The 21,398-nt window shown below is 61.7% G+C and carries 16 protein-coding genes; 12 read left to right on the plus strand and 4 right to left on the minus strand.

The genetic code is table 11. The features are described 5' to 3' along the window. Positions 1-29: 29 nt before the first annotated feature. The 5 genes from OSA81_05930 to OSA81_05950 all read left to right on the plus strand — a co-directional run bounded on the left by OSA81_05930 (position 30) and on the right by OSA81_05950 (position 4,002). Complete coding sequence (locus OSA81_05930; protein MDE0898539.1) at positions 30-1,058, plus strand: bifunctional oligoribonuclease/PAP phosphatase NrnA; 1,029 nt, start codon at positions 30-32, stop codon at positions 1,056-1,058. A 28-nt stretch (positions 1,059-1,086) separates the two neighbouring features. Further along, positions 1,087-1,524, plus strand: a complete 438-nt coding sequence (locus OSA81_05935) for a hypothetical protein (GenBank protein ID MDE0898540.1) — start codon at positions 1,087-1,089, stop codon at positions 1,522-1,524. Then, positions 1,524-2,024 carry a Fur family transcriptional regulator gene (locus tag OSA81_05940; protein ID MDE0898541.1) on the plus strand — a complete coding sequence of 167 codons (501 nt, stop codon included), beginning with the start codon at positions 1,524-1,526 and terminating at the stop codon, positions 2,022-2,024. Before OSA81_05935 ends, OSA81_05940 begins: the two co-directional genes overlap by 1 nt. Before the next feature lie 7 nt (positions 2,025-2,031). Next, the gene (gene speB, locus OSA81_05945) at positions 2,032-3,024 is read left to right on the plus strand and encodes an agmatinase (GenBank protein MDE0898542.1); all 993 of its coding nucleotides are present in this window, start codon (positions 2,032-2,034) and stop codon (positions 3,022-3,024) included. Positions 3,025-3,270: 246 nt separating this feature from the next. Further along, complete coding sequence (locus OSA81_05950) at positions 3,271-4,002, plus strand: cytochrome c biogenesis protein CcdA (GenBank protein ID MDE0898543.1); 732 nt, start codon at positions 3,271-3,273, stop codon at positions 4,000-4,002. 51 nt (positions 4,003-4,053) lie between these two features. Here OSA81_05950 and OSA81_05955 read toward each other — a convergent pair whose 3' ends face one another. Together OSA81_05955 and ggt are read right to left on the minus strand one after the other, a co-directional pair. Further along, positions 4,054-5,853, minus strand: a complete 1,800-nt coding sequence (locus OSA81_05955; GenBank protein MDE0898544.1) for an ABC transporter ATP-binding protein — start codon at positions 5,851-5,853, stop codon at positions 4,054-4,056. Between the two features lie 6 nt (positions 5,854-5,859). Continuing rightward, positions 5,860-7,665, minus strand: coding sequence for a gamma-glutamyltransferase (gene ggt, locus OSA81_05960; protein MDE0898545.1), 1,806 nt, complete (start codon positions 7,663-7,665; stop codon positions 5,860-5,862). A gap of 99 nt (positions 7,666-7,764) precedes the next feature. Here ggt and murQ point away from each other — a divergent pair, with 99 nt between their 5' ends. Both murQ and OSA81_05970 read left to right on the plus strand, forming a co-directional pair. Beyond that, complete coding sequence (gene murQ / locus OSA81_05965) at positions 7,765-8,667, plus strand: N-acetylmuramic acid 6-phosphate etherase (GenBank protein ID MDE0898546.1); 903 nt, start codon at positions 7,765-7,767, stop codon at positions 8,665-8,667. Then, entirely contained in the window at positions 8,664-10,400 is a 1,737-nt protein-coding gene (locus OSA81_05970) for a hypothetical protein (protein ID MDE0898547.1), read from the plus strand. Before murQ ends, OSA81_05970 begins: the two co-directional genes overlap by 4 nt. On the opposite strand, the gene OSA81_05975 is transcribed toward OSA81_05970, so the two are convergent. Then, positions 10,352-11,017 (minus strand): hypothetical protein, encoded by a 666-nt coding sequence (locus OSA81_05975; protein MDE0898548.1) that lies wholly within the window; start codon positions 11,015-11,017, stop codon positions 10,352-10,354. The two genes, OSA81_05970 and OSA81_05975, sit on opposite strands and share 49 nt — an antisense overlap. A gap of 32 nt (positions 11,018-11,049) precedes the next feature. On the opposite strand from OSA81_05975, the gene OSA81_05980 reads away from it, so the two are divergent. The 3 genes from OSA81_05980 to OSA81_05990 all read left to right on the plus strand — a co-directional run bounded on the left by OSA81_05980 (position 11,050) and on the right by OSA81_05990 (position 17,877). After that, positions 11,050-14,121 (plus strand): hypothetical protein, encoded by a 3,072-nt coding sequence (locus OSA81_05980; GenBank protein MDE0898549.1) that lies wholly within the window; start codon positions 11,050-11,052, stop codon positions 14,119-14,121. 293 nt (positions 14,122-14,414) lie between these two features. Further along, positions 14,415-16,955 (plus strand): vitamin B12-dependent ribonucleotide reductase, encoded by a 2,541-nt coding sequence (locus OSA81_05985; GenBank protein ID MDE0898550.1) that lies wholly within the window; start codon positions 14,415-14,417, stop codon positions 16,953-16,955. Positions 16,956-17,040: 85 nt separating this feature from the next. Then, positions 17,041-17,877 carry a hypothetical protein gene (locus OSA81_05990; GenBank protein ID MDE0898551.1) on the plus strand — a complete coding sequence of 279 codons (837 nt, stop codon included), beginning with the start codon at positions 17,041-17,043 and terminating at the stop codon, positions 17,875-17,877. Here the strand turns inward: OSA81_05990 and OSA81_05995 are convergent. Next, a complete protein-coding gene (locus OSA81_05995) occupies positions 17,849-19,243 on the minus strand; it encodes a DUF839 domain-containing protein (GenBank protein ID MDE0898552.1) in 1,395 nt (464 codons plus the stop codon). The two genes, OSA81_05990 and OSA81_05995, sit on opposite strands and share 29 nt — an antisense overlap. Before the next feature lie 248 nt (positions 19,244-19,491). Here OSA81_05995 and OSA81_06000 point away from each other — a divergent pair, with 248 nt between their 5' ends. Next, entirely contained in the window at positions 19,492-20,307 is an 816-nt protein-coding gene (locus OSA81_06000; protein ID MDE0898553.1) for a M28 family peptidase, read from the plus strand. Between the two features lie 148 nt (positions 20,308-20,455). Further along, positions 20,456-21,397 carry a carbon-nitrogen hydrolase family protein gene (locus OSA81_06005; GenBank protein MDE0898554.1) on the plus strand — a complete coding sequence of 314 codons (942 nt, stop codon included), beginning with the start codon at positions 20,456-20,458 and terminating at the stop codon, positions 21,395-21,397. Position 21,398 lies beyond the last annotated feature (1 nt).

The following is a 21,398-nucleotide window of genomic DNA, read 5'->3' on the forward strand; positions in this document are numbered from 1 at the left end:
GATTTTCACTTTCAGGGTCAGGATCCTTTTTGAGCTACCGGACGCCTGCGCATCGAGCGGCAGCGGTCAACGAAGTCCGGAACGCGCTTCTCGCGTCTCGGCGTGCGGTTCTGACCACCCATCTCAACGCCGACGGCGATGGGGCGGGTTCACAGGCTGCTCTCGCATCGTGGCTTCGCGCCAATGGTACCGAGGCGTTCATCGTCAATCCGACCGCCTTCCCGAATTCGTTCAAGTTCATGCTCGAGAGCGAGGACTGCATTGTCCCTGCCGGATCTGGACGCGCGAGAGATATATGCGACACCGCGGACCTGGCAGTTATTCTCGACACTGGTGAGGTCCCGCGCATCGGACGTGTCGCCGAGATGATCCGGAAGCTGCCGACGGTCGTGATCGATCATCACCCGATTGGAGATCACGCAATCGGTGGAATCTCACTTCGAGACTCCACGGCGTGCGCCACGGGCGAATTGGTATTCGACCTCATTCACACGTCGAACGGTCCGTGGAGTGATGCGATCACCCACGGCGTCTATGTCGCGATACTCACGGATACCGGCGGCTTTCGATTCGACAACGCGACCCCGGGCTGCCACAAAGTGATCGCAGAGGTCGTGGAACGGGGTGTTAATCCCGAGAAAATGCACGAACGCATTTACGGTTCCTCGCCGATGAGGAAGTGGCAGGTCTTACAGCATGCGCTCGTCACGCTTGAGCATGAGGAAGAGACCGGGATCTCCTGGATGATCATCCCGAAGGAACCGTTTGAAGAACTAGGCGCTACGGCTGAAGATCTCGAGGGCATCGTCGATATCCCGCGCTCGATTAGCGGAACGGAAGTGGGTGTGCTTTTTCGACTGACCAAGTCCGGTGAGGTGAAGATGTCGTTCCGCTCGAATGGGCTGGTCGACGTGAACACCCTGGCTCGACTCTTCAATGGTGGTGGACATGTGAAGGCGTCCGGTGCCATCACGCCGGGGCCTATGGATGCTGCGATCGACCGGGTGCTGACCGCCACTCGAAAGGCCGTTAAGAAGAGTCGGACGGTTGGAGCATGAGCCTTCTCCACTTGAGTCAGGTGATGCAGTGAGGGCTCCGACGATCCCCAAAAAGGCGGACCCGGGTGTCCCGGAAGCGCTGCCGCGCACCCTGATTCGACTCCGGGATCGACTCGGTGTCGAGTCGATCGACCGACTCTGGATTTTCCCGCCTGCGCGAAAAGGGCGTCGCGAGCAGGGACTCGTCGCGGTGAGCACGTATCAGGAGGGTGAGGAGCGCCACAGTATGGTGACCGTCGCCTACAACGCTGAGCACACCGGAAAGGGTGTGACGGTGGAGCAGACTTTTCATCGAGAGGGCCTCGCCCCTCCCGATCGCTTCCCGCCAGTAATGCAGGGAGTCGTTCAGCGGTCTGGGGAGGGCGCAGGAGAGCCACGCGAGGTGGAGATCCAGGCCTCGGCACCCCGGTTCGAAGAGCTCATGGAGGAGTATGACGAGGTATTCATCGGCACCCCGGAGGTATGATGACTGCAAAGGGAGCACTTCCGTTTATCCGTCTCTTTGGTAGGTATCTGAGAGATCAGGGCCTGCCGGTGACACACCAGAGAGAGACAGTCGCGGACGTCGTATTCGCTTCTGATGGCCATCTCTCGGTCGACGACATCGAGAGCGCCCTCCGCTCGCGAGACGAGCGAATTGGAAAAGCCACGATCTACCGCACCCTCGATCTTCTCGTGCGGAGCCGGCTGGTCGAGGAGCACGACTTCGGGGAGGGCTTCAAGCGCTACGAGCATCGGCTCTCGAACCATCCGGTCCACGAGCACATGATCTGTGTGGAATGCGCGATGGTCACCGAGTTCGAGAGCAATGAGCTTTACAGGATCGAGAACCGAGTGCGAGCCAATTACGGCTTCATCCCGGTTCGCAGACGCCTCGAGATCTATGGCCTCTGTAAGTCGTGCCAGAACTCCGGGGTTGAGCTGACGACGGAGGGACTTATTTGTCCGATCGAAATCGTCCGCTGAGAGACTGATGCCGAATCGACGTGACCCTGAGGCTGCGGGCCGCGGCCTCGAAGACAACGCTCCTCACGGCGTGCCATCCGGCTTGGGTGATCTCCCTTGGGAGTTGCCGCATACGTTTCTTGGGCTGGATGCGCCCGCGGCTTCCTTCGATCGGGCTGACGCCGTCCTGCTTCCCGTTCCTTACGAGTCGACGACGTCTTGGGGCAGTGGTACCCGACGAGGCCCCGAGGGTATCATCTCCGCCTCCCGGTATATCGAACTGTACGATCAGGAGTTCGGCTGCGAGCCCGGAGATCGAATCGGAATTCATACGCTTCCGGCCCTTGAGCTCACCCGGGCCGGCGCCACACCCGCGATGCTGGAGCTCCAGGAGGCGTACGCACGGGTAGCGGATACCTGTGCTGACCGTTTCCTGCTCATGCTGGGTGGGGAGCACTCTGTGTCGTCACCCGCCGTTCTCGCTCAAGCCGAGCGGCTGGCCGCTAAACATCCGGAAGAGCGACTTTCGGTTCTTCAGATGGACGCCCATGCGGATCTCAGGGCGGAATTCGAAGGGACGCCCCACTCACACGCGAGTGCGATGGCACGAGTCTTGGCGAAAGCTGATGTGGTAGCGGTTGGTGTACGCGGCGTCAGCCAAGAAGAGGTAGACGCCAGTGCGTCCGCTTGTGGCTCGACGCTCATATGGGCCGACGAAATGTGGGAGGACGACGCCTGGATGGACGGTGCTCTGGAGGCCCTCGGTCCGAAGGTGTACCTGACCTTCGATGTGGACTACTTCGATCCGTCTCTCATGCCCTCGACGGGGACGCCGGAGCCTGGTGGCGGAGACTGGTATCGGACGCTCAGATTCCTCAAGCGCGTCTTTGCCGAGCGTGAGGTGGTGGCGGCGGACATCGTCGAGCTCGCACCGACTCCGGGGATGCCCGCTCCGGACTTCCTCGTGGCCAAGCTCGCGTACAAGCTGATATCGTATCGATTCCAGAATCGCTTGGTCTGATTCAACCCAAATCCTGACACATTTAGTCCAAGGCTGGATTCGTACAGGACGCTGAGGCGGCCAGGCGGTAGCGTTGGTTGGTGCGTGGCTGGCGGTGGCAACGGGCATTAGGGCCTATGTTCAGGCGCGAAAGGCACACGCAGAAGAGCATGCGTCACAACTGCTCTCCGGTGTGAAGGGGGAAGAAGGAGAGCGAGCCGAAGTGGCCGCCGACTCTAGAGAACTTGAATCGGAGCACGGATCACCGTGAACGAAGTCGACGTCGGAATCATGATCGCGTTTTCGGCAGGGATTTTTTCCTTTCTGTCACCGTGCGTGCTGCCGCTCGTGCCTAGCTACCTCGCGTTCGTAACCGGGATGAGTCTCGAAGACCTGCAAGAAGGCGTAGATCGACGCGCCACTTTTACGCACTCGCTGCTCTTTGTGACCGGCTTCAGCTTGATCTTCATTCTTCTCGGTGCGTCGGCGTCGTTCCTCGGGCAGTTTTTTCGCTTGTACGAGGTATGGATCGCCCGAATCGGTGGAGTGGTCATTATTCTTCTTGGCATGCACCTCGCAGGCGTTTTCAGGCTTGCGCCGCTCATGCAGGAGAAGCGCATCCACTTGGCCAATAAGCCGGCAGGTTACCTCGGTACGCTGGGAGTCGGGATGGCCTTTGGCGCGGGTTGGACGCCATGCATCGGTCCGATCCTCGGTGCGATTCTCACCTACGGTATGACACAAGACACGATGTGGGCGGGCGTAGGGCTTCTGAGCGTGTACTCGCTCGGCCTCGCGATCCCATTTCTCTTGGCATCCCTCGCGCTCGACCGGTTTTTACAGACGTTCCAGAAATTCAAGAAGTGGATCCCGGTCATGGAGAAGGCGTCAGGCGCACTCCTGATCGTGTTGGGTATCCTGCTGTTGACCGGCAAGTTCACGGTGCTGGCTGCCTACATGAATCAGTTCGCTCCGGCGTTCATTCTGGAGCGCATCTAGAACGCTGGCTGGGGGAGGCAGAACGCTCCACTGGCCGGTGCCTCACGCAGGTCAGGCCGACTCGGCTGCTAGGTCCTCTTTCAGAAGTTGGCGGCGTAGCAGGCGGGCGTAGGTGCCCTCCGCCCGAATCAAGTCTGTGTGGCGACCCTGCTGAACGATTCGCCCTTCTTCCAGCACTAGGATCTTGTCAGCGTCCATCACGGCACTCACGCGATGGCTGATTACAAAGGATGTACGCGTCTGTGTCACGCCCTGCAGGTCCGAGAGGATCGCTGACTCGGTGTGGGTGTCGACTGCACTCAGGGCGTCGTCGAGGACCAGAATCAGTGGGTCTCGCGCGAGCGCGCGGGCGAGGGTGGCTCTCTGTTTCTGTCCACCGGACAGATTGATACCTCGCTCCCCGAGAAGCGTCTTGTAGCCTTTCGGAAACTCGATGATCTGGTCGTGAAGCTGAGCGATCTCAGCTGATCGTTGAACAGCCACAGCGATATCGGTCCCTGCGGGTGCGTCGGCATCTTTCCCGGACGCATCCTCGTCTTCGTACGGTATCCCGAGGCCGATATTCCCTTCGATCGTGTCGGAAAAGAGGAAGGGATCCTGTGGTACCATCCCGATCCGGAGCCGCAGTTCTTCCGGATCGACCTGGGTGATCGGAATGCTGTCGAGCAGGATCGTACCGCTCGTCGGGTCGTAGAGACGCGAAAGCAGTGCGACGATCGTCGTCTTTCCGGAGCCAGTCGGGCCTACGATGGCGATGGACGCTCCGGCCTCGACGGTGAAGCTGACGTCGTCCAGTACGAGTCGCTCTGTGCCAGGATAAGCGAAGCTCACTCCTCGGAATTCGATCGCTCCACTTGCGTCCGCTAACGAGGTCGGGTCGTCTGAGACCGTGATTGCCGGCGTCTGCTCCAGAATCCGGTTCAATCGGCCCATTGAGGCGGCGCCCCTCTGGTAGAGATTGACCACCCATCCGAGCGCGATCATTGGCCAGATGAGGAGCGTCAGGTAGAAGCCGAAGGCGACGAAGTCTCCCAGCGAAATGTCTCCAGCCATCACCTCGATGGCTCCGAGTCCCGTCACGAGCACCATCGCCACGCCCGAGATGAACATCAGGAGCGGATGGAACAGCCCGGCACTCAGAACCAGGCGCATGTTCCTCGATCGGTAGTCCAGGTTGTAGTCGTCGAATTTCCGACGCTGCTCCGTTTCCTGGGCGTAGGCGCGCACCAGTCGGACGCCTGTCAGGTTTTCTTGGACGAAGGTGGACAGGCTCGCGAACTGCTTCTGGATCTCCTCGAAGCGCTTGTGGATGATGCGCCCGAAGAACAGCACGATCGGTGGCAGGATCAGCAGCGGGATCATGGCATACAGTGTCAGGCGGACGCTGATTACCAGCATGAAGCCGAGGGCGAATCCGAAGCTGGCAATCGTATTCACGGTGTACATGATGGCCGGCCCGGCGGCCATCCGGACCGCGAGGGTGTCGTTCGTTGCCCGGCTCATTAGATCGCCGGTCCGTGTCGTACCGTAGAACGTCGCGTCCATGCGGAGCAGGTGGCCGAAGAAGTCGTTCCTGAGATCCGTCTCGATCCGACGACTGACTCCGTTCAGGAGTTGGCGCATCCCGAAGCGGAATGCGCCCCCGAGCACTGCCGTAACCACGATCAGACCGGCGTAGAAGGTGGTGTCGCCTCTCGTAACCGCTGGATCATCAAGACTGTCGATCGCCAGCTTCATGAACCAGGGGCCAGCGATCTGGAAGGCATTCGCGAAGACGACGCATACGATTCCCCACGCGATCGCCCCACGGTAGGGGCGGAAGTAGGGATAAATCGAGCGGAGTTCGTGCATGTGTTCCTAGTACCCCCGAGCCACGCCGCCGCGCCGCGGATCGGACCACGCCGTAAGGCGCCCCCTCTCCACCAGAATCGCCTGAACGTCTCCTGAGATGTCGCCTCTCTCGATCACGCGGTGGCCGAGCGCTTCGAGCGACGCGACCGTTGCGAGGTCTAGCCCTCCGGCCTCGTAGTAGATCTGGTCGGGGAGGTGCTGGTGGTGGACGCGCGGTGCGTTGACGGCCTGAACAACGTTCATTCCGTGGTCGAGAACGTTCGAGATCGTCTGGAATACGGTCGTGATGATCGTCGAGCCTCCGGGTGTGCCCGTAACCATTTTCAGGTCTCCGTCGGGAGCGAGCACGATGGAAGGCGTCATGGCTGACAGCATGCGTTTGCCCGGTCCCACCGCGTTGTTCTCGCCCTGAACGAGGCCGAACTGGTTGGGTGTGCCCGGCTTGGCAGCGAAGTCGTCCATCTCGTTGTTGAGCACGAACCCGGCTCCGGCAACTGTCACCTTGCTCCCGTACCATGAGTTGATCGTGGTCGTGACCGCTACAGCGTTCCCGTCTGCATCGACGATCGAGAAGTGGGTCGTGTTCTCGCCCTCGTCCGGTCCACCTTCCATGCCTGGTCCGACGTCGGCGGACGGAGTGGATTCAGCTTCGGAGATCGTGGCCGCCCGTTCAGCTGCATAGGCCGCCGACGTCATCCGTTCCAGCGGCATGTCGATAAAGTCTGGGTCCGCGAGGTAGTGATTCCGGTCCGCGTACGCACGCTTGAAGGCCTCGGCATACAGGTGGACCATCTCCGCGCCTTGCCAGTCCATCGAGCCGATGTCGTAGCCTTCAAGAATGTTCGCTATCTCTGCCATCGTCGCACCGCCTGAGGACGAGGGAGGCATCGAAATAACCGTGTGGTCGCGGTACGTGAATGAAATCGGATCTCGCCATGACGCCTTGTACTCAGCCAAGTCCTTGTGGGTGATGATGCCGTCCCCTCGAGCCATCTCCGCTACGACCAGGTCCGCCGTCTCGCCTTTGTAGAAGCCATTGGGTCCCTGATCGCTGATCCGTCGCAGCGTGGCTGCAAGGTCGGGCTGATGAAGTGTGTCACCGACCTGCGGTGGCTGTCCGTCGCGCGGCAGGAACTGCGATGCCGACGCGGGGAAGGCAGACAGAGCCTGGACCATCGTTGTGCCGAGAGATCCCAGGAAGCGCTGCCTGACCTCGAACCCATCGGCGAGTCCGATGGCGGGCGCGAGAAGCGCCTCCCATTCGAGCGTCCCATAGCGCTGATGTGCTTCCCACATACCGGAGACCGTACCGGGGACACCTGCTGCCAAATGTCCGACCACGGACTTGTCTGTGAGATTCCCGTCTGCGTCCAGGTACATGTCCCGGGTAGCCGCCAACGGGGCCTTTTCGCGAAAATCAACAGCTGCGGTCTCACCCCCGGCCGTACGAAGAACCATGAAGCCACCTCCGCCGATATTTCCCGCCTCCGGGTTCACGACCGCGAGGGCAAATTGAACGGCGATGGCTGCATCGATCGCGTTGCCGCCGGACCGAAGCACGTCCACCCCTACTTGGCTGGCGTACTCGTCCGTGGATACGACCATCCCGTGTGAAGCCTCGATCGGCTGCCCTGTGGCGGCGTATCGCCAGCTCGACGGAAAGGTGACATCGGCTGAATCGGGAGCCGGGGCAGTGCATCCCCAGATGCCCAGGCTCAGGCTGACTGTGCTGGCTAGGGTGCGCAGAGAACGAGTCATCGGGAGGCTCCATGACAGGGCGTTGAGGCGTGGTGCGTCGGTGTGCATCGACATCAGGGCTCGGGTGTACGACGCGTTGCCGTGTTCAGGCGGCTACGCATAGTTTCGGGCGCCGCTGAAGATCAGGGTACCTCCGTCCCGTCACAAGCATTCATGCGCGATCGTCGCCTCACCGAACAGCAAAACCCTGCCTCGCAGGAGATCGATACGCTGGACCCTCTGGGCATTGTCGATCTCATCAATGCGGAGGACCGGAAGATCGCCGAAGCTGTCGGCGCAGAGCGTGAAGCCATCGCCAAAGCGCTGAGGCTCGCTGAGGCTGCGTTTCGATCTGGGGGCCGGCTGATCTACGTCGGCGCGGGAACGTCCGGACGACTCGGGGTGCTCGATGCTTCAGAGATGCCCCCCACGTACGGGACAGACCCGGCGATGGTGCGGGGGATCATTGCTGGTGGCTCTGAAGCCCTCGTGCGATCTCAGGAAGGCGCTGAGGATCATCCAGCCGACGGAGCTGCTTCAATCGACGACATGGAGGTGGACGCACGGGACTTCGTCCTCGGGATCGCGACCTCCGGCTCAACGCCATACGTCCACGGTGCCGTGAATCGGGCAGCGGAGCGAGGCGCGCGAACTGGCTTCTTGATGTGCACGCCGCCGAGTCCAGAGCTGGTCAAACGACTGGATGTCGTCATCGCGCCACTTGTCGGACCGGAGGTCATTACCGGATCGACACGCATGAAGGCCGGGACCGCCACCAAGCTTGTCCTGAACACGATCACCACCGGTGCGATGGTCCGCCTTGGGAAGGTATACGGGAACCTGATGGTCGATCTCCAGGTTACGTGCGAAAAGCTGCAGGACCGGGGTGAGCGGATTCTCCAGGGGATGCTCGATATCGACCGCGCGGAGGCTACAGATCTCCTTGCCGGTGCCCAAGGGCATGTGAAGACTGCACTCGTCATGGGGCAGCTCGGAGTCGGCGCGGATGAAGCTCGCCGTCATCTCGAAGCGGCTTCAGGGGTGATTGCGGACGTGGTCGGGACGCTCGACCCATGACGCCAACACGCCTGAAGTGGTGGCTCGCGACGCTCGTGACCGTGGCGAGCGCGCTCATCGTCGCCACCTCCTTCAATCCAATCCCCCACTCGGGTGGTGACAACGCGGGGTATGTGGCACTCGCGCACGGGCTGCTGACCGGGAGTGGATACAGTGATGTCTTCGACCCGCAGGGATTGCCGCATACGAAGTATCCACCCGTGTTTCCCGGTCTGCTGGCTCTGATGATGGCCGCCGGAGCCCGCACCTGGGTCGCGCTCAAGCTGTCCGCAGCGGTTCCGACGGTTCTCGCTGTCCTGTTCACCGTACTTTGGGCACAACGTCGGGTCGGAGCTCTCCCCGGTGCTGCTGTCGCCCTACTGCTGGCGAGCGCTTCGGGCGTGGTTTACTACAGCCAGTGGGTGCTGTCGGACCCGCTGTTCCTCGCTCTGACCATGATGTCGTTTTGGTCGTTGTCCGTGGCGGTGCATGAGTCGGACGAGGCGAGCGGACGAACGGACGGCGACGTGCCGGAAGGCTCGATTGCGTCCGAAGTTGAAGTAGACATCCATCGCGGCTGGCTCGCCTGCGCAGTCCTTTCGGCGGGCCTAGCCTACTTCACCCGTTCGGCCGGTCTCCCTCTCGTGCTGGCGATCTTGGCCTGGCTGGCACTGGACCGGCGGTGGAAGTTGCTCGGCGGAGTGGGCTCGGCACTCGGGCTCCCGATGTTCGCATGGTGGCTCCGCGGGCGCGGGGAGGGCGTCGCTCAATACGGGACCGAGTTCTGGATGATCGACCCCTATCAGCCAGCACTTGGCACGATCGGGATCCCGGGTCTCGTAGCAAGAATCTTGGAGAACCTCTCGACCTATGTATTGCAGCATCTCCCCGGGGGTGTGGTCGGCAACGGAGCTTCCGGACTCGCGTTGATCGGGGTCACGCTCACTGTCGTTGCTCTGGCCGGCTGGGTGCTTTCGACCAAAGAACGGGTCGGACCGGCCGAAATTTTCTTCCCACTCTACGCAGGCCTCATCCTCGTGTGGCCGGCGGTGTGGGGAGGAGATCGTTTCGCCCTCCCGCTCTATCCGCTTGCATTCCTCTACGCCGCCGTCGCGATTCGCATGGTCGCCGCTAAGGTGCCGTCACCCGGTGGTCAGCTCATTGGCGTCGCCGCCCTGCTGGTGCTGTTGCTCCCGGCCGGGGGGAACTGGATGGATGGCAGACAGCAGACACAGGAGTGTGCCACGTCCGTCCGTGAGAATGGCCCCTGGGCCTGCTATGGATCGCGCGTGGGATACTTCGTGATGGCCGCGTCCTGGATACGCGAAGGACTTCCTGCTGACGCCGCTGTACTGACGCGGAAGCCTCGACACTTCTACGCGCTCAGCGGGCGGCTGAGTCGAGCCTTTCCGTTCAGCGAACTGGCCCAGGCCCAACTCGACCTCGCGGACGAGATAGGGGCCCGCTACATACTGCTCGACCGTTGGGATGGGCTGGCGACGCGCTACGTAGGAGGAGCCGTTCGTGAGAGACCAGGAGCCTTCTGCTATGTCCGTGGGTTCGGGCAGCCCAACGAGGGTGGGGCCCAGTTGCTGGGTATTCTGCCGCCTTCGGATCGGGCGAGAGCGGGCGCGTCAGGTGAGACGGCTGTGGGTATCTCTGCGTGTCCCTCGGAGTATTTCAACCCTGGTACTTCAGTTGAAGATTACTCCTCTTCGGGGCGTATTCCGTTGCTGGAAGAGCTGGACTCGTAGAGGAGCGCGAGTGTGATGCCGAAGACCAAGTGCTCCAGGAACGCCCGATCGTGCGGGGCGACGACGTCGAACACGTCTCCGACGATTGGCAGTCGGTTCTGAGGAACGTGCGCCCCCAACAGCCCGTGGAGGCCACCGACGGGCTCCGTGGCGTACTCGGCCGATCCGTACAGGGCGCCCTTGATGAGCGCCGGCCCCGGGACTCGCGGCTCGACGATCGAACCATAGACAAGGCCTTGTCCGACGCCTGCCAGGACTCGGTCGGCGGTTTCGCGATCCAGGCCCGGAAATGCGCCCTCTTCGGTAAGGAGTGGCCTCAACAGATCCACCAAAACCGCAGCAGTCGCACCAGCCGCGGCCGCGCGCAGAAGCTTAGAAAAGCTCGGCGCCTTTCGACCCGACCACCCCGCGAGAACGCGGTCCACGACGACCGCCACACCCGCACTCATGAGTTCGTCCGCCGACGGGATCGGTTGGCGCGGCTCGCGTTCGCGGGCTATCTCCGGTTCGGCGCGCCGATGCGCCAAACCCATGACCCTTCGTTCCGGGTCAGGTGCCCGACGGGAACGCTCGAGAGCGTGCCCAATGTGGTACCAGATGCTCTTCTTGGAGGCCATGCGCGATGAGTTTGGGGCGAGGGGAAAGTAGATTGGCTCGGCGGTCGGGGCTTTTCAAGGCGCCTCTACGGCTCGCGGTTCTCGCGGGCATAGCGTTCGGGGTCACTCTCTGCGCGCAGAGCGAGCTTTCGGCACAGGCTCCGGACGAAGCGTGGCGGACGATTACCACCGAGCATTTTCGCATCACTTTCCCGGAGGGACTCGAGGCGCTCGGGCGTCGTGCAGCGGACCGCTCCGAGCGAGCCTGGGATAAATTGTCGGTTCAGTTCGTCGCTCCACCGGGCGACATGATTGACGTGCTTGTGACGGACCACACGGACGTCTCCAACGGCTACGCCAGCGTCACACCGTCCAATCGGATCGTGGTGTTCGCTCGCCCTCCAGCCGACCAATTGTCGATCGGATATTCTGACGAGTGGCTGGAACTTGTTATTACCCACGAGCTCGCGCACATCGTGCACCTTGACCTCGTCGAAAACCCCATCGGCAAGGTCGCGCGCGCAGTGTTTGGCCGGGTCAGGACGGAATGGCCGTTTTTCCCGGAGCTTGGCACGCCGCGCTGGGTCTCCGAGGGGCTCGCCACGTGGTACGAGTCTCGACTCACTAACGCGGGCAGAGTCGCCGGCACATTCAACGAGATGCAGCTTCGCACCGCTGTACTCGAGGGCCGGTTCGAGGACATCGGACAGGCTTCCGGAAATTCACCCCTCTGGCCTGGTGGCAATCGTCCGTACGCCTACGGGTCCCTCTTCTTCGATTTCCTCCTTGAGCGCTACGGGGAAGAGAAGATGGTCGACTTCGTCGATAGGATCGCTGGTCAGTGGATCCCATATCGGATTGATGCCGCAGGTCGCTACGCGTTTGGTGTATCTCTGACCGAGGAGTGGCAGGTGTGGCGGGAGAGCCTGGAGGCCGATCTCTCCGACCTGGACGCCCAACTGGAAAGGGTGGCACCCATCACGCAGTCAGAGCGCCTTACCGAGGACGCGAGATGGGGGCTGCGTCCGGTGGTGTCGCCGGACGGTCGATGGATCGCCTACACGAGGTCCGACGGTCGATCGGACATCCAGCTCCGTGTCCAGGACACCGACACCGGAGAGGATCGTTCGGTCGGGCGCACGAATGGGCTCGCAACCTTTTCGTGGACGCCGGACAATCGGATTTTGCTCAGCCAGCTCGAGTTTGAAGATGCGTATCGGTCCTATGGCGACCTCTATATCCGGAGCCTGGACGGCGACGAGCAACGCGTGACGCACTCGGCACGGCTGACCCAGCCGTCGAGCGCTCCGGACGGAGCGTCGGCGGTCGCGATTCGTGAAGGAGACGGGACGAATGAGCTCGTTGTAGTCGATCTGGTCTCCGGTTCCGTCGAAACGCTCGTCGGCCCCGACCCCGACGTGCACTGGGCGTTTCCGCGCTGGTCACCTGATGGACGATGGATTGTCGCCACCCGCTGGGAGCCGGAGGCCTACCACGATGTCATCGTGCTCGATGCGAGCACCGGCAGGGTCGTCGATGAGGTAACCGCAGACCGGGCGCTCGACCTCGCTCCTGCCTGGAGCGCCGACGGCGCCTGGCTCGTCTGGTCGTCCGATCGGACAGGCATTCTGAACGTCCTGGGCGCGCCGGTCGATACAGCCACGGGACGAGCCGGCCCCCCGGTCCTGCTGACGAACGTGCTTACCGGAGCGGGCTACCCGTCTGTGGATCCCGCTGGCACGTCCCTCTACTTCTCCGGTTACCACGTGGACGGGTGGGAGATTGAACGGACGGAGTTCGATCCGACCGCGGCGGTCTCCGCGCCCGTGGTCGCGTCGAGGTTCGTAGCGACTGCTCCCGCGACGGCACGAGGAGCGAATGACGGGGTCATGGAGCAGTATTCCGCCTGGCCGACCTTGGCCCCGAAGTACTGGGAAGTTGCGTATCTCGATCCGGTCGAGGCGCCAGAACAAAGCGCTGACGAAACTTTTTTGCGGCGCCGGGAACTGCTGGGCTTCAGCCTAGGTCTGCAGACTTCGGGTCGCGACCTCGTGGGCCGACATGGGTGGGGTGCGGTCGGGCGCTACTCCACGACCGGGGGAAAATTCGCGGGAGGAGCCTCCTACTCATACGCGGGACTCGGGTCGCCGATCCTCACTTTCAGGGCCAATCAGGGCTACGAGGACGGCGGACAGCTACTGGCAGAGAATCTCGATCTCGAACAGGACACACTCCTGATTCTCGAACGGGAGCGGTCCGTCGAGGGAGCCATGACCTTTCAGCTTCGCAAATGGCGGAGGAATCTCAGCTTCACGGTGTCCGGCGGTTGGACTTGGGAGAACCGGAGTCTCCTGGACGTTGCTCTTCAGCCCTCCGACGACTTCACGCTCAACAGGCCGACCGCACAGGTCGCGGACCTGACCGCTTCGGTGAACTTCAATTCGACCCGCACACACTCCTTCCAGATGGGCACGGCCAGGGGCCTGAGCGTGTTTCTGCTCAGCCGTGTTCGGGCCGACGTTTCGCTCCCTGATTCACTTGTGGGTGTGTCCGGAGTCGATCGATCATTCGATGAAGTGCTAGCCCGGGTTCGAGGGGCGATTCCGCTCTGGGGCGGGGGGCACGCCACTCATGTTCTTGCCATGCAGGCCAGTGCGGGAGTGGCGAGAGGTTCCGGCGCGGGCCCACTTCAATACCGCGTAGGTGGGGCCTCCGGGCAGGTTGAGCCGTTTACAGGCCTTGAGCTGTTTGGCGGCGGCTTCATTTTTTTCCCGATGCGAGGCTACGAGACCTCGAGTCGATTCGGGCAGTACGCGTGGAGCGCCTCGGCTGAGTACCGTTTTCCGCTTTGGCTCATCAACAAAGGATTTCGCGCCTGGCCGGTGCATCTCGACCGCGCGATCGGATCCGTGTTTTTCGACACGGGGAATGCCTGGGGACCCGATGTGACTGCCTCCGGATTCCAGAACCCGCTCCGAGTCGGCCTGGCGTCAGTCGGAGCCGAACTGACCACTCAGATCACTGGCCTCTACGACATCCGCTTGAGGCTCCGCGGTGGCGTTGGCGTACCGCTGATCGATGGCAACGGTGCTCGAGGTTGGGTACGGATCGGCCTGCCCTTCTGAACGGCCGGTCTTAGGCGAAAATGGAGTGCTACCCCCCTTGCAGGCAGCGCCTCGATGCCCGAACGTATCCCGAAGCGCAAGCTTTTTCTAGCCTTTTCGTGACAAACATATGGTGCGGGATGTCACAAACTTGACCACAAGATATGGGGCTCATACAATGCTTTTGCCCAACATCTGGTAGGGCTCCAGAGAGTTTTCCACAGTGAAATGACCGGCGGGAGTGGGTTCCCGTCGTTTTTCAACTCTTGTATCCGCCTTTTCCCACCTGTTTTTCCACACGGAGTACCGTCGAGATGACCCGCGTTCACCAGCCTCGCCCCCGCAGAGAGTCCGTAATCTTTGATGATGTATTACCGGATGACTTGTCTCATGCGGAGTTGACTGAGAACGCGCGGATCGTGCTCGGGAAACGGTACCTGAAGAAGGACGGCGCTGGCGAGCCGACCGAAGAGCCTGAGGTGATGTTCTGGCGTGTCGCGCGCACGATCGCGGGAGTCGACGGCGATTACGGCGCAGCGGATTCCGCCGTGGATGAAGTCGCTCGTCAGTTCTACGACCTGATGATCAACGGCAAATTCGAGCCGAACTCCCCGACGCTCATGAACGCCGGCCGCCCTCTGGGTCAGCTGTCCGCCTGCTTCGTGCTCCCGGTCGAGGACGCGCTCTCGAACGGTCAGGATGGTATCTATGACACGCTTCGCTCGATGGCACTCGTGCACCAGTCCGGCGGTGGAACCGGATTCTCGTTCTCAAGACTCCGTTCCGAAGGTGAAACGGTGCGTTCGACTATGGGTGTCGCGTCCGGTCCGGTGTCGTTTATGAAGCTGTATGACGGCAGCACGGATGTGGTGAAGCAGGGCGGTACGCGTCGTGGTGCTAATATGGGAATTCTGCGGGTCGATCACCCCGATATCCGGGGCTTCATCAAGTGCAAGAACGACACGACGCAGATCACGAATTTCAACATCTCCGTCGCGATCACAGATGCCTTCATGGACGCAGTACAGAAGGGCGCGGACTACGACCTCATCAACCCGCGGGACGGTGAAGTGATCGGACAGGAAAACGCGGCCGACATTTTCCAGATGATCATCCATGGAGCGTGGCTCACGGGTGAGCCGGGCACATTCTTTATCGATCGGGCGAACGAGTACAACCCGGTCCCGGCGCTCGGTAGCTACGAGGCGACGAACCCGTGCGGAGAGCAGCCGCTTCTCCCGTACGATGTCTGCAACCTCGGCAGCATCAATCTCGGGAAGTTCGTGAAAGATGATGCCCGCCTTGGCACCGATCCGGACGAGGGCATCGACTGGGACGCGCTGAGGCACGTCATCCATCTCTCCACTCATTTCCTCGACAACGTGATCGACGCCAATGTCTATCCGTTGCAGGACATTCACGACCTCGCGCAGAACATCCGCCGCGTGGGTCTCGGCGTGATGGGGTGGGCGGACATGCTGGTTCGCTTGGGTCTCCCCTATGACTCAGTCGAAGGTGTCGATCTCGGTCGGAAGGTCATGGAGTTCTTGAACGAGGAATCGCGCAACGCGTCCGAGAGGCTCGCCGAGACACGCGGTGTCTTCCCGGCATGGGAGGCTTCGATCTGGGGTCCGGTGGGCAAGGCGGCGACGCGTGACGACGGCAGCCGCATTCGGCCCGAACGCACGCTTCGTAACTGCAACCTCACGACGGTCGCGCCGACGGGCACCATTTCGATCTTTGCGGGATGCTCCGGTGGTATTGAGCCGATGTTCGCCGTTGCCTTCATGCGCAATCAGGCTGGTTCGCTGATGCCCGACGTCAATCCGGACTTCGTGCGCATGGCTCAGGATGGTGGTTGGTACTCCGCGGACCTGATGGAGCGGATCGCTCAGGAAGGGCATATCCACTTCGATGAGGTGCCTGAAGACATTCAGCGGGTCTTCCGGACAGCGCACGACATCACCCCCGAATGGCACGTCCGTATGCAGTCCGCCTTCCAGGAACACACGGACTCTGCCATCTCGAAGACGACCAATTTCCCTCGGGAAGCTACGGAAGAACAGGTGCGAGAGATCTACGAACTCGCATTCAGCCTCGGATGCAAAGGCGTGACGGTCTACCGCGACGGGTCGCGGGAGGGGCAGGTGCTCACCACTGGCGCCACGACCAAGGGCGCTGGCAGTGAGGCCGTCTCTGCCGAGGTCTCCGATCTCGAACACCAGCTTGCCGACGCTCGTGAGGAGGCGCACAACCAGCGTATCGAGATCGAGGCTCTCAGGAACGACCTCCAGGACCACGATCAAACGGCGGGGTCGGCGCGCCACAAGCGTCAGAGGCCTGCCGCTCTGCGTGGATACACCATGAAAATGATGTCCCCGCTCGGTGATCTGTACGTAACACTGAATGAGGATGTGGATGGCCGACCCTTCGAGGTCTTCTGCACGCTGGGCAAGGCTGGTGGAGCTGCCAACGCAGATGCAGAGGCCATCGGGCGACTGATGTCGCTCGGCCTTCGCTCGGGCATTTCGATCCGACAGGTGAAGGATCAGCTGCGGGGGATCTCGTGCGATCGCGCCGTCGGACTCGGGCCCAACAAGGTCCTCTCCGTGCCAGATGGGATCGGTCAGGCAATCGAGCGGTATCTGGAAGAGAAGGAGGGCGTGCAGGAGGCTCTTCCACTCTCGGCTCCGATGACCCAGTCAGCCACGCAGGAACAGGTTCAGGTGTCGAGCTCTTCCCATGGGCCGGACCTCTTCGACATGGGTACGTGCCCTGAGTGTGGCACGGGTCACCTCGCCTTTGAGGAAGGTTGTAAGAAGTGCCACGTGTGCGGGTACTCCGAGTGCGGCTAATATAAGCCAAGCACCGAAATGGTTTAGCATGAGGGGCGGCCAGCAGGCCGCCCCTTTTGTTTGTCTTCTCCTCACATTTTCTCCGATGTTGAGAATCCTGTCACTGCTGAGTCTTCTGGCCCTGCCGTTCGCGGTGGAGGCTCAGTTCCTGGATTCTGATGGGCCAGTCAGTGAGTCGGACGTACTCTACATGTCGAATCAGCCCCGGCTCGCGCTCGACATTCTAGAGACGTGGCTCGAGACGGACTCAATGGATTATGCGGCTTTATGGCGGGCAGCGCGGGCGGCTGTGGTGATCGGCATCGATGAGGAAGGGTCGCGGAAGCAGAACAGGTGGCTCGACCCAGCGATGGGTTGGGCCGAAAGAGCGGTGGCACTGAATCCCTCGGAAATTGATGGCCATTACTGGCACGGCGTAGCGGCCGGACGCAGGGCGATGAATGCCGCGCCCAAATACGCGACGAAGCTCGCGGATGTCGTTTATAACGACGCTCACACGGTACTCGCGATGGACTCGCTGCATGGCGGCGCCCACAACATGCTCGGCAAGCTCAACTACGAGATCATGAACGTGTCACGCGTCCAGCGATTGATTGCTCGGACGTTTATGGGCAATCCCGCTCTGGATGACACGAGCTGGGAGAACGCCGAGTATCACCTAGCGCTCGCGGCGCGGTCGTGGCCGGATGACATCCTGTTTCACTTCGACCTAGCGCAGCTGTACAAGAGAAGGGGCCGGGAGGAGGAGGCGGTCGTCGAATACCGTCTCGTGCTCGGCCTCCAGCCCGTACATCCGACCGATTACAACCTTCAGCAACAGGCCAGCGCGCAGCTTGACGAGTGGGACGTGCCATTCCCGATCCTGGAAACAAAACGGGGTCGGGAGAAAGGCCCTAGAGTCGACCTCCCCAAGGCCCGGTAATCGCGAGTGTCCATCCCTCAAGCTGCATGTTGACGAAGAACGTCGAACCATCGGGTGAGAAGCATGCACCGGCAAATTCTCCACTCCCGCTCAGGTTCTGCGCGATCTTGTAGATTTGACCCTCGGGCGTAATGCCGAGGAGGTAGTCATCCCCGGTGCCGTCCTCGCAGACAACGAGATCTCCCGACGGTGCGACTGTGATGTTGTCAGCGTTCTCGATGATCGTGCCATCGTTGGGTTCGATGAATAGCTCAAGCGTCGCAGGATCGTCACGCTCGCCGGCCGATCCTTCGCTCGGACTGGGCAAATAGCGCCAGATCTGGCCCTTCCGCGCTTCACCTCCATTGGTGCAGGCGAGGTAGACCTCACTGCGTCCGTCGCGTTCTCCGTAGAAGATGCCTTCGCCCCGGGCGAATCGCGCCGCACCAGCCTCGAAGCCGCGGTATCGCAGATCGTCATCAGGGGACTCGATGTCGTCCATGTCGATCCACTCGACATCCATCAGGACACCAGGCTCGATTCCCCTGCCATCGAAATTGCGCATATCGAGGCTCGCCTGGCCTCGAACTGCCAGTGCCTGGAGTCGCCCGCCGCGCGCGAGCTGCCCGGGGACGTTCGGGATGAACCGATACAGAAGTCCGTCACTCAGGTCCTCGGTTTGATACACGACGCCGGACTCAGGATGAACCGCGATCGCCTCATGCTTGAAGCGACCCATTTCACGGAGCGGCTCGGCTCGTGCTGGCAGACCGTCCAGACCAGCATGCACTTCGAAGTTGTACCCATGATCTCGTGCGTACCGGCTCCCTGCTCGCTCGGTCGTTTCTTCGCAACTGATCCATGTGCCCCACGGTGTTGGTCCACCGGCGCAGTTCACAGCGGTGCCGGCTAGGCTCAGATGATGCGATACTAGATTCTGATTTCTGGTGTCGTAGAGCAGGGTCGTCGTGCCGCCAAAGGCGGGAACGCCCGATGTGCCGGCGTCGTAAATCTGAGCCGAGTCGAGTCGGGAAAGGAGTCCCAGGTCGGCGCCAAATGCGCCATCTTCGGGGTCAGCATCCAGCGTGAGTTCGTGATTGCGAACAAGCAGTGTCATCCCGTCGGGGCCTGGAAAGGTGGCCATGCCGTCGTGACGGGCGGGCACGTAGAACCCGTCGGACATCATTTCGCCCCGTCTGGACACGATGCGGTAGCTGAATCCGTCGGGGAGCGCGATGATTCGTTCAGGATCGTCTTGCAGAGGGCCGAAGCCGGTTCCGCGAGGGATCAACGGAGCACTCACATTCGTCTGTGAACAGCCGAGGCCGCCGAATCCAAGCGAAATCGCAGCTGCGGAACCTAGGAAACGTCGGCGAGAGATCGTCATATAAATCGAAGGTTAAGTCACGGAGAGACGGGCGAATGACAGCGAGCGATTTTCAATCTACCACAAGCGGCGATGGTTGCCCGCCGCTGCGTGGCATCCGACGAGAGTGGCTTGCCCACGGAGGGCCCGGGCTCAGTCGTGGACTCGGTCGGACCGCCTTTGCTTGCACACTGTTCATCACAGCATGCGGTGGCGACGCTCCCGTCGGGCCGACGCCTGGTAGCCCCACTTTTGATGGGAATGCCGCGATGGAGCATGTGCGGACGCAGGTCGCCTTCGGGCCTCGTGTGCCCGGGACGCCCGGTCATGCGGCACAGTTGGACTGGATGCTCGATCACCTCGGTCGCCAAGCGCCTGTCGTGGTTGCGGACACGTTCGATTACGTGACCACGAATGGCGACTCGCTCGTGCTTACAAACGTGATGGCGCGTTTCGCGCCGGAGCAGACACGTCGACTTCTGGTGCTGGCCCATTGGGATACTCGCCCGACGGCCGATGAGGCAGCTGACTCTGCCGACTGGGACACCCCCATAGCTGGGGCGAATGATGGTGCCTCGGGGACCGCGGTCTTGCTCGCCATGGCTGAGATGCTGTCTGACGCGCTGCCCCCCCTCGGTGTGGATCTGCTCTTTGTCGATGGAGAGGATTATGGACCGACCGTAGACGACATGTTGCTGGGCGCAAAGCGCTATGCGGAGACGCTCGGCGACGACGACCGGCCGATCTATGGGCTTCTGCTCGATATGGTGGGTGACGCCGATCCGAGTTTCCCGGTCGAGGGTATCTCCGCTCAGGCGGCCAACGTCATCGTGCAGAAAGTATGGCGCTCAGCCGAGCGTCTTGGCTATCGCGCCTACTTTCCAACTGCCGTTGGCCGTGACCTGACGGATGACCATGTGCCGCTCATTCAGGCCGGGATTCCTACGGCGAACCTGATTGACTTCACCTACGGCCCTGAAAACGCGTACTGGCACTCTCTGGAGGACCGCGTCGAGCATGTCAGCGCAGGAACACTCGGGATGGTCGGCGCCGTCGTCACAGAGTTGATCTTCTCAGGGGGCTGAGGAGGTGTGGTTCCTCGCCCTGCCCTTGGCGACTCACTTGGCGAACATGCCGCCGAGCGTCAGATTCGCCCGCTGAGGGGCCTCGGTATCGCTGAGGCGCCGTTCCGCGTCGGGTTCGACTCGATGCAAGCTTCTGAGGAGTAGCTTCGTGAGTGAGAGTCAGGTGCGTGTCGCCGTAGTTCAGGCCCCGGCCACCCCGTTCGATTCTCCAGCCGCCGTGGACAACGTCTGTGCGATGACGGCCCAGGCCGCTGCGGACGGTGCGAAGTTGATTCTTTTTCCCGAGGCGTACGTTGGCGGCTACCCGTGGGGACTCGCCTTTGGTACAGCAGTTGGGGGTCGCTCAGAGGCCGGCCGCCGTACGTTCGAGCGCTACTGGTCGTCGTCTATTCAGGTGCCCGGCCCCGAAACCAAGGCGATGGGGGAGGCGGCTCGGGCTGCTTCGGCCTATCTCGCCGTGGGCGTTATCGAACGGGATAGCACCTACAGCGGGGGCACACTCTTCTGCACGCTTCTGTACTTTGGGCCGGACGGTGAGCTGCTGGGCAAGCATCGGAAGCTGAAGCCGACAGCCGCTGAGCGACTGATCTGGGGTGAGGGGGACGGAAGTACGCTGACGACCGTCAAGACTCCGTTCGGGATCGTTGGCGGCCTTATTTGCTGGGAGAATTACATGCCTCTCGCTCGCACCGCGATGTACGGGAAGGGCGTGAAGATCTACCTTGCACCGACCGCCGATGCCCGGGACCGGTGGCAGTCGACGCTGCAGCATATCGCGCTGGAAGGCCGTTGTTTCGTGCTTGGGTGCAATCAGTACGTGCACCGGGACATGTACCCCTCCGACCTCGAGATTGCCGACGAGTTGCAGGCGTGGCCTGAGACCTTGTCGGCCGGCGGGTCCGCGATCTATGGGCCACTCGGTGAGCAGCTTGCAGCACCGTTGTGGAACGAGGCAGGCATTCTGTTTGCGGACCTCGACCTCACCGCGCTCGCGAGAAGCGCTTTCGACTTTGATGTGGTGGGGCACTACGCACGACCCGATGTATTCAAGCTCATCGTCGACGAGACTCCACACCCCCCCGTATGCTAGA

Source organism: Longimicrobiales bacterium (assembly GCA_028823235.1).
In the GTDB taxonomy this organism is placed as follows: Bacteria; Gemmatimonadota; Gemmatimonadetes; order Longimicrobiales; family Gaopeijiaceae; genus UBA2589.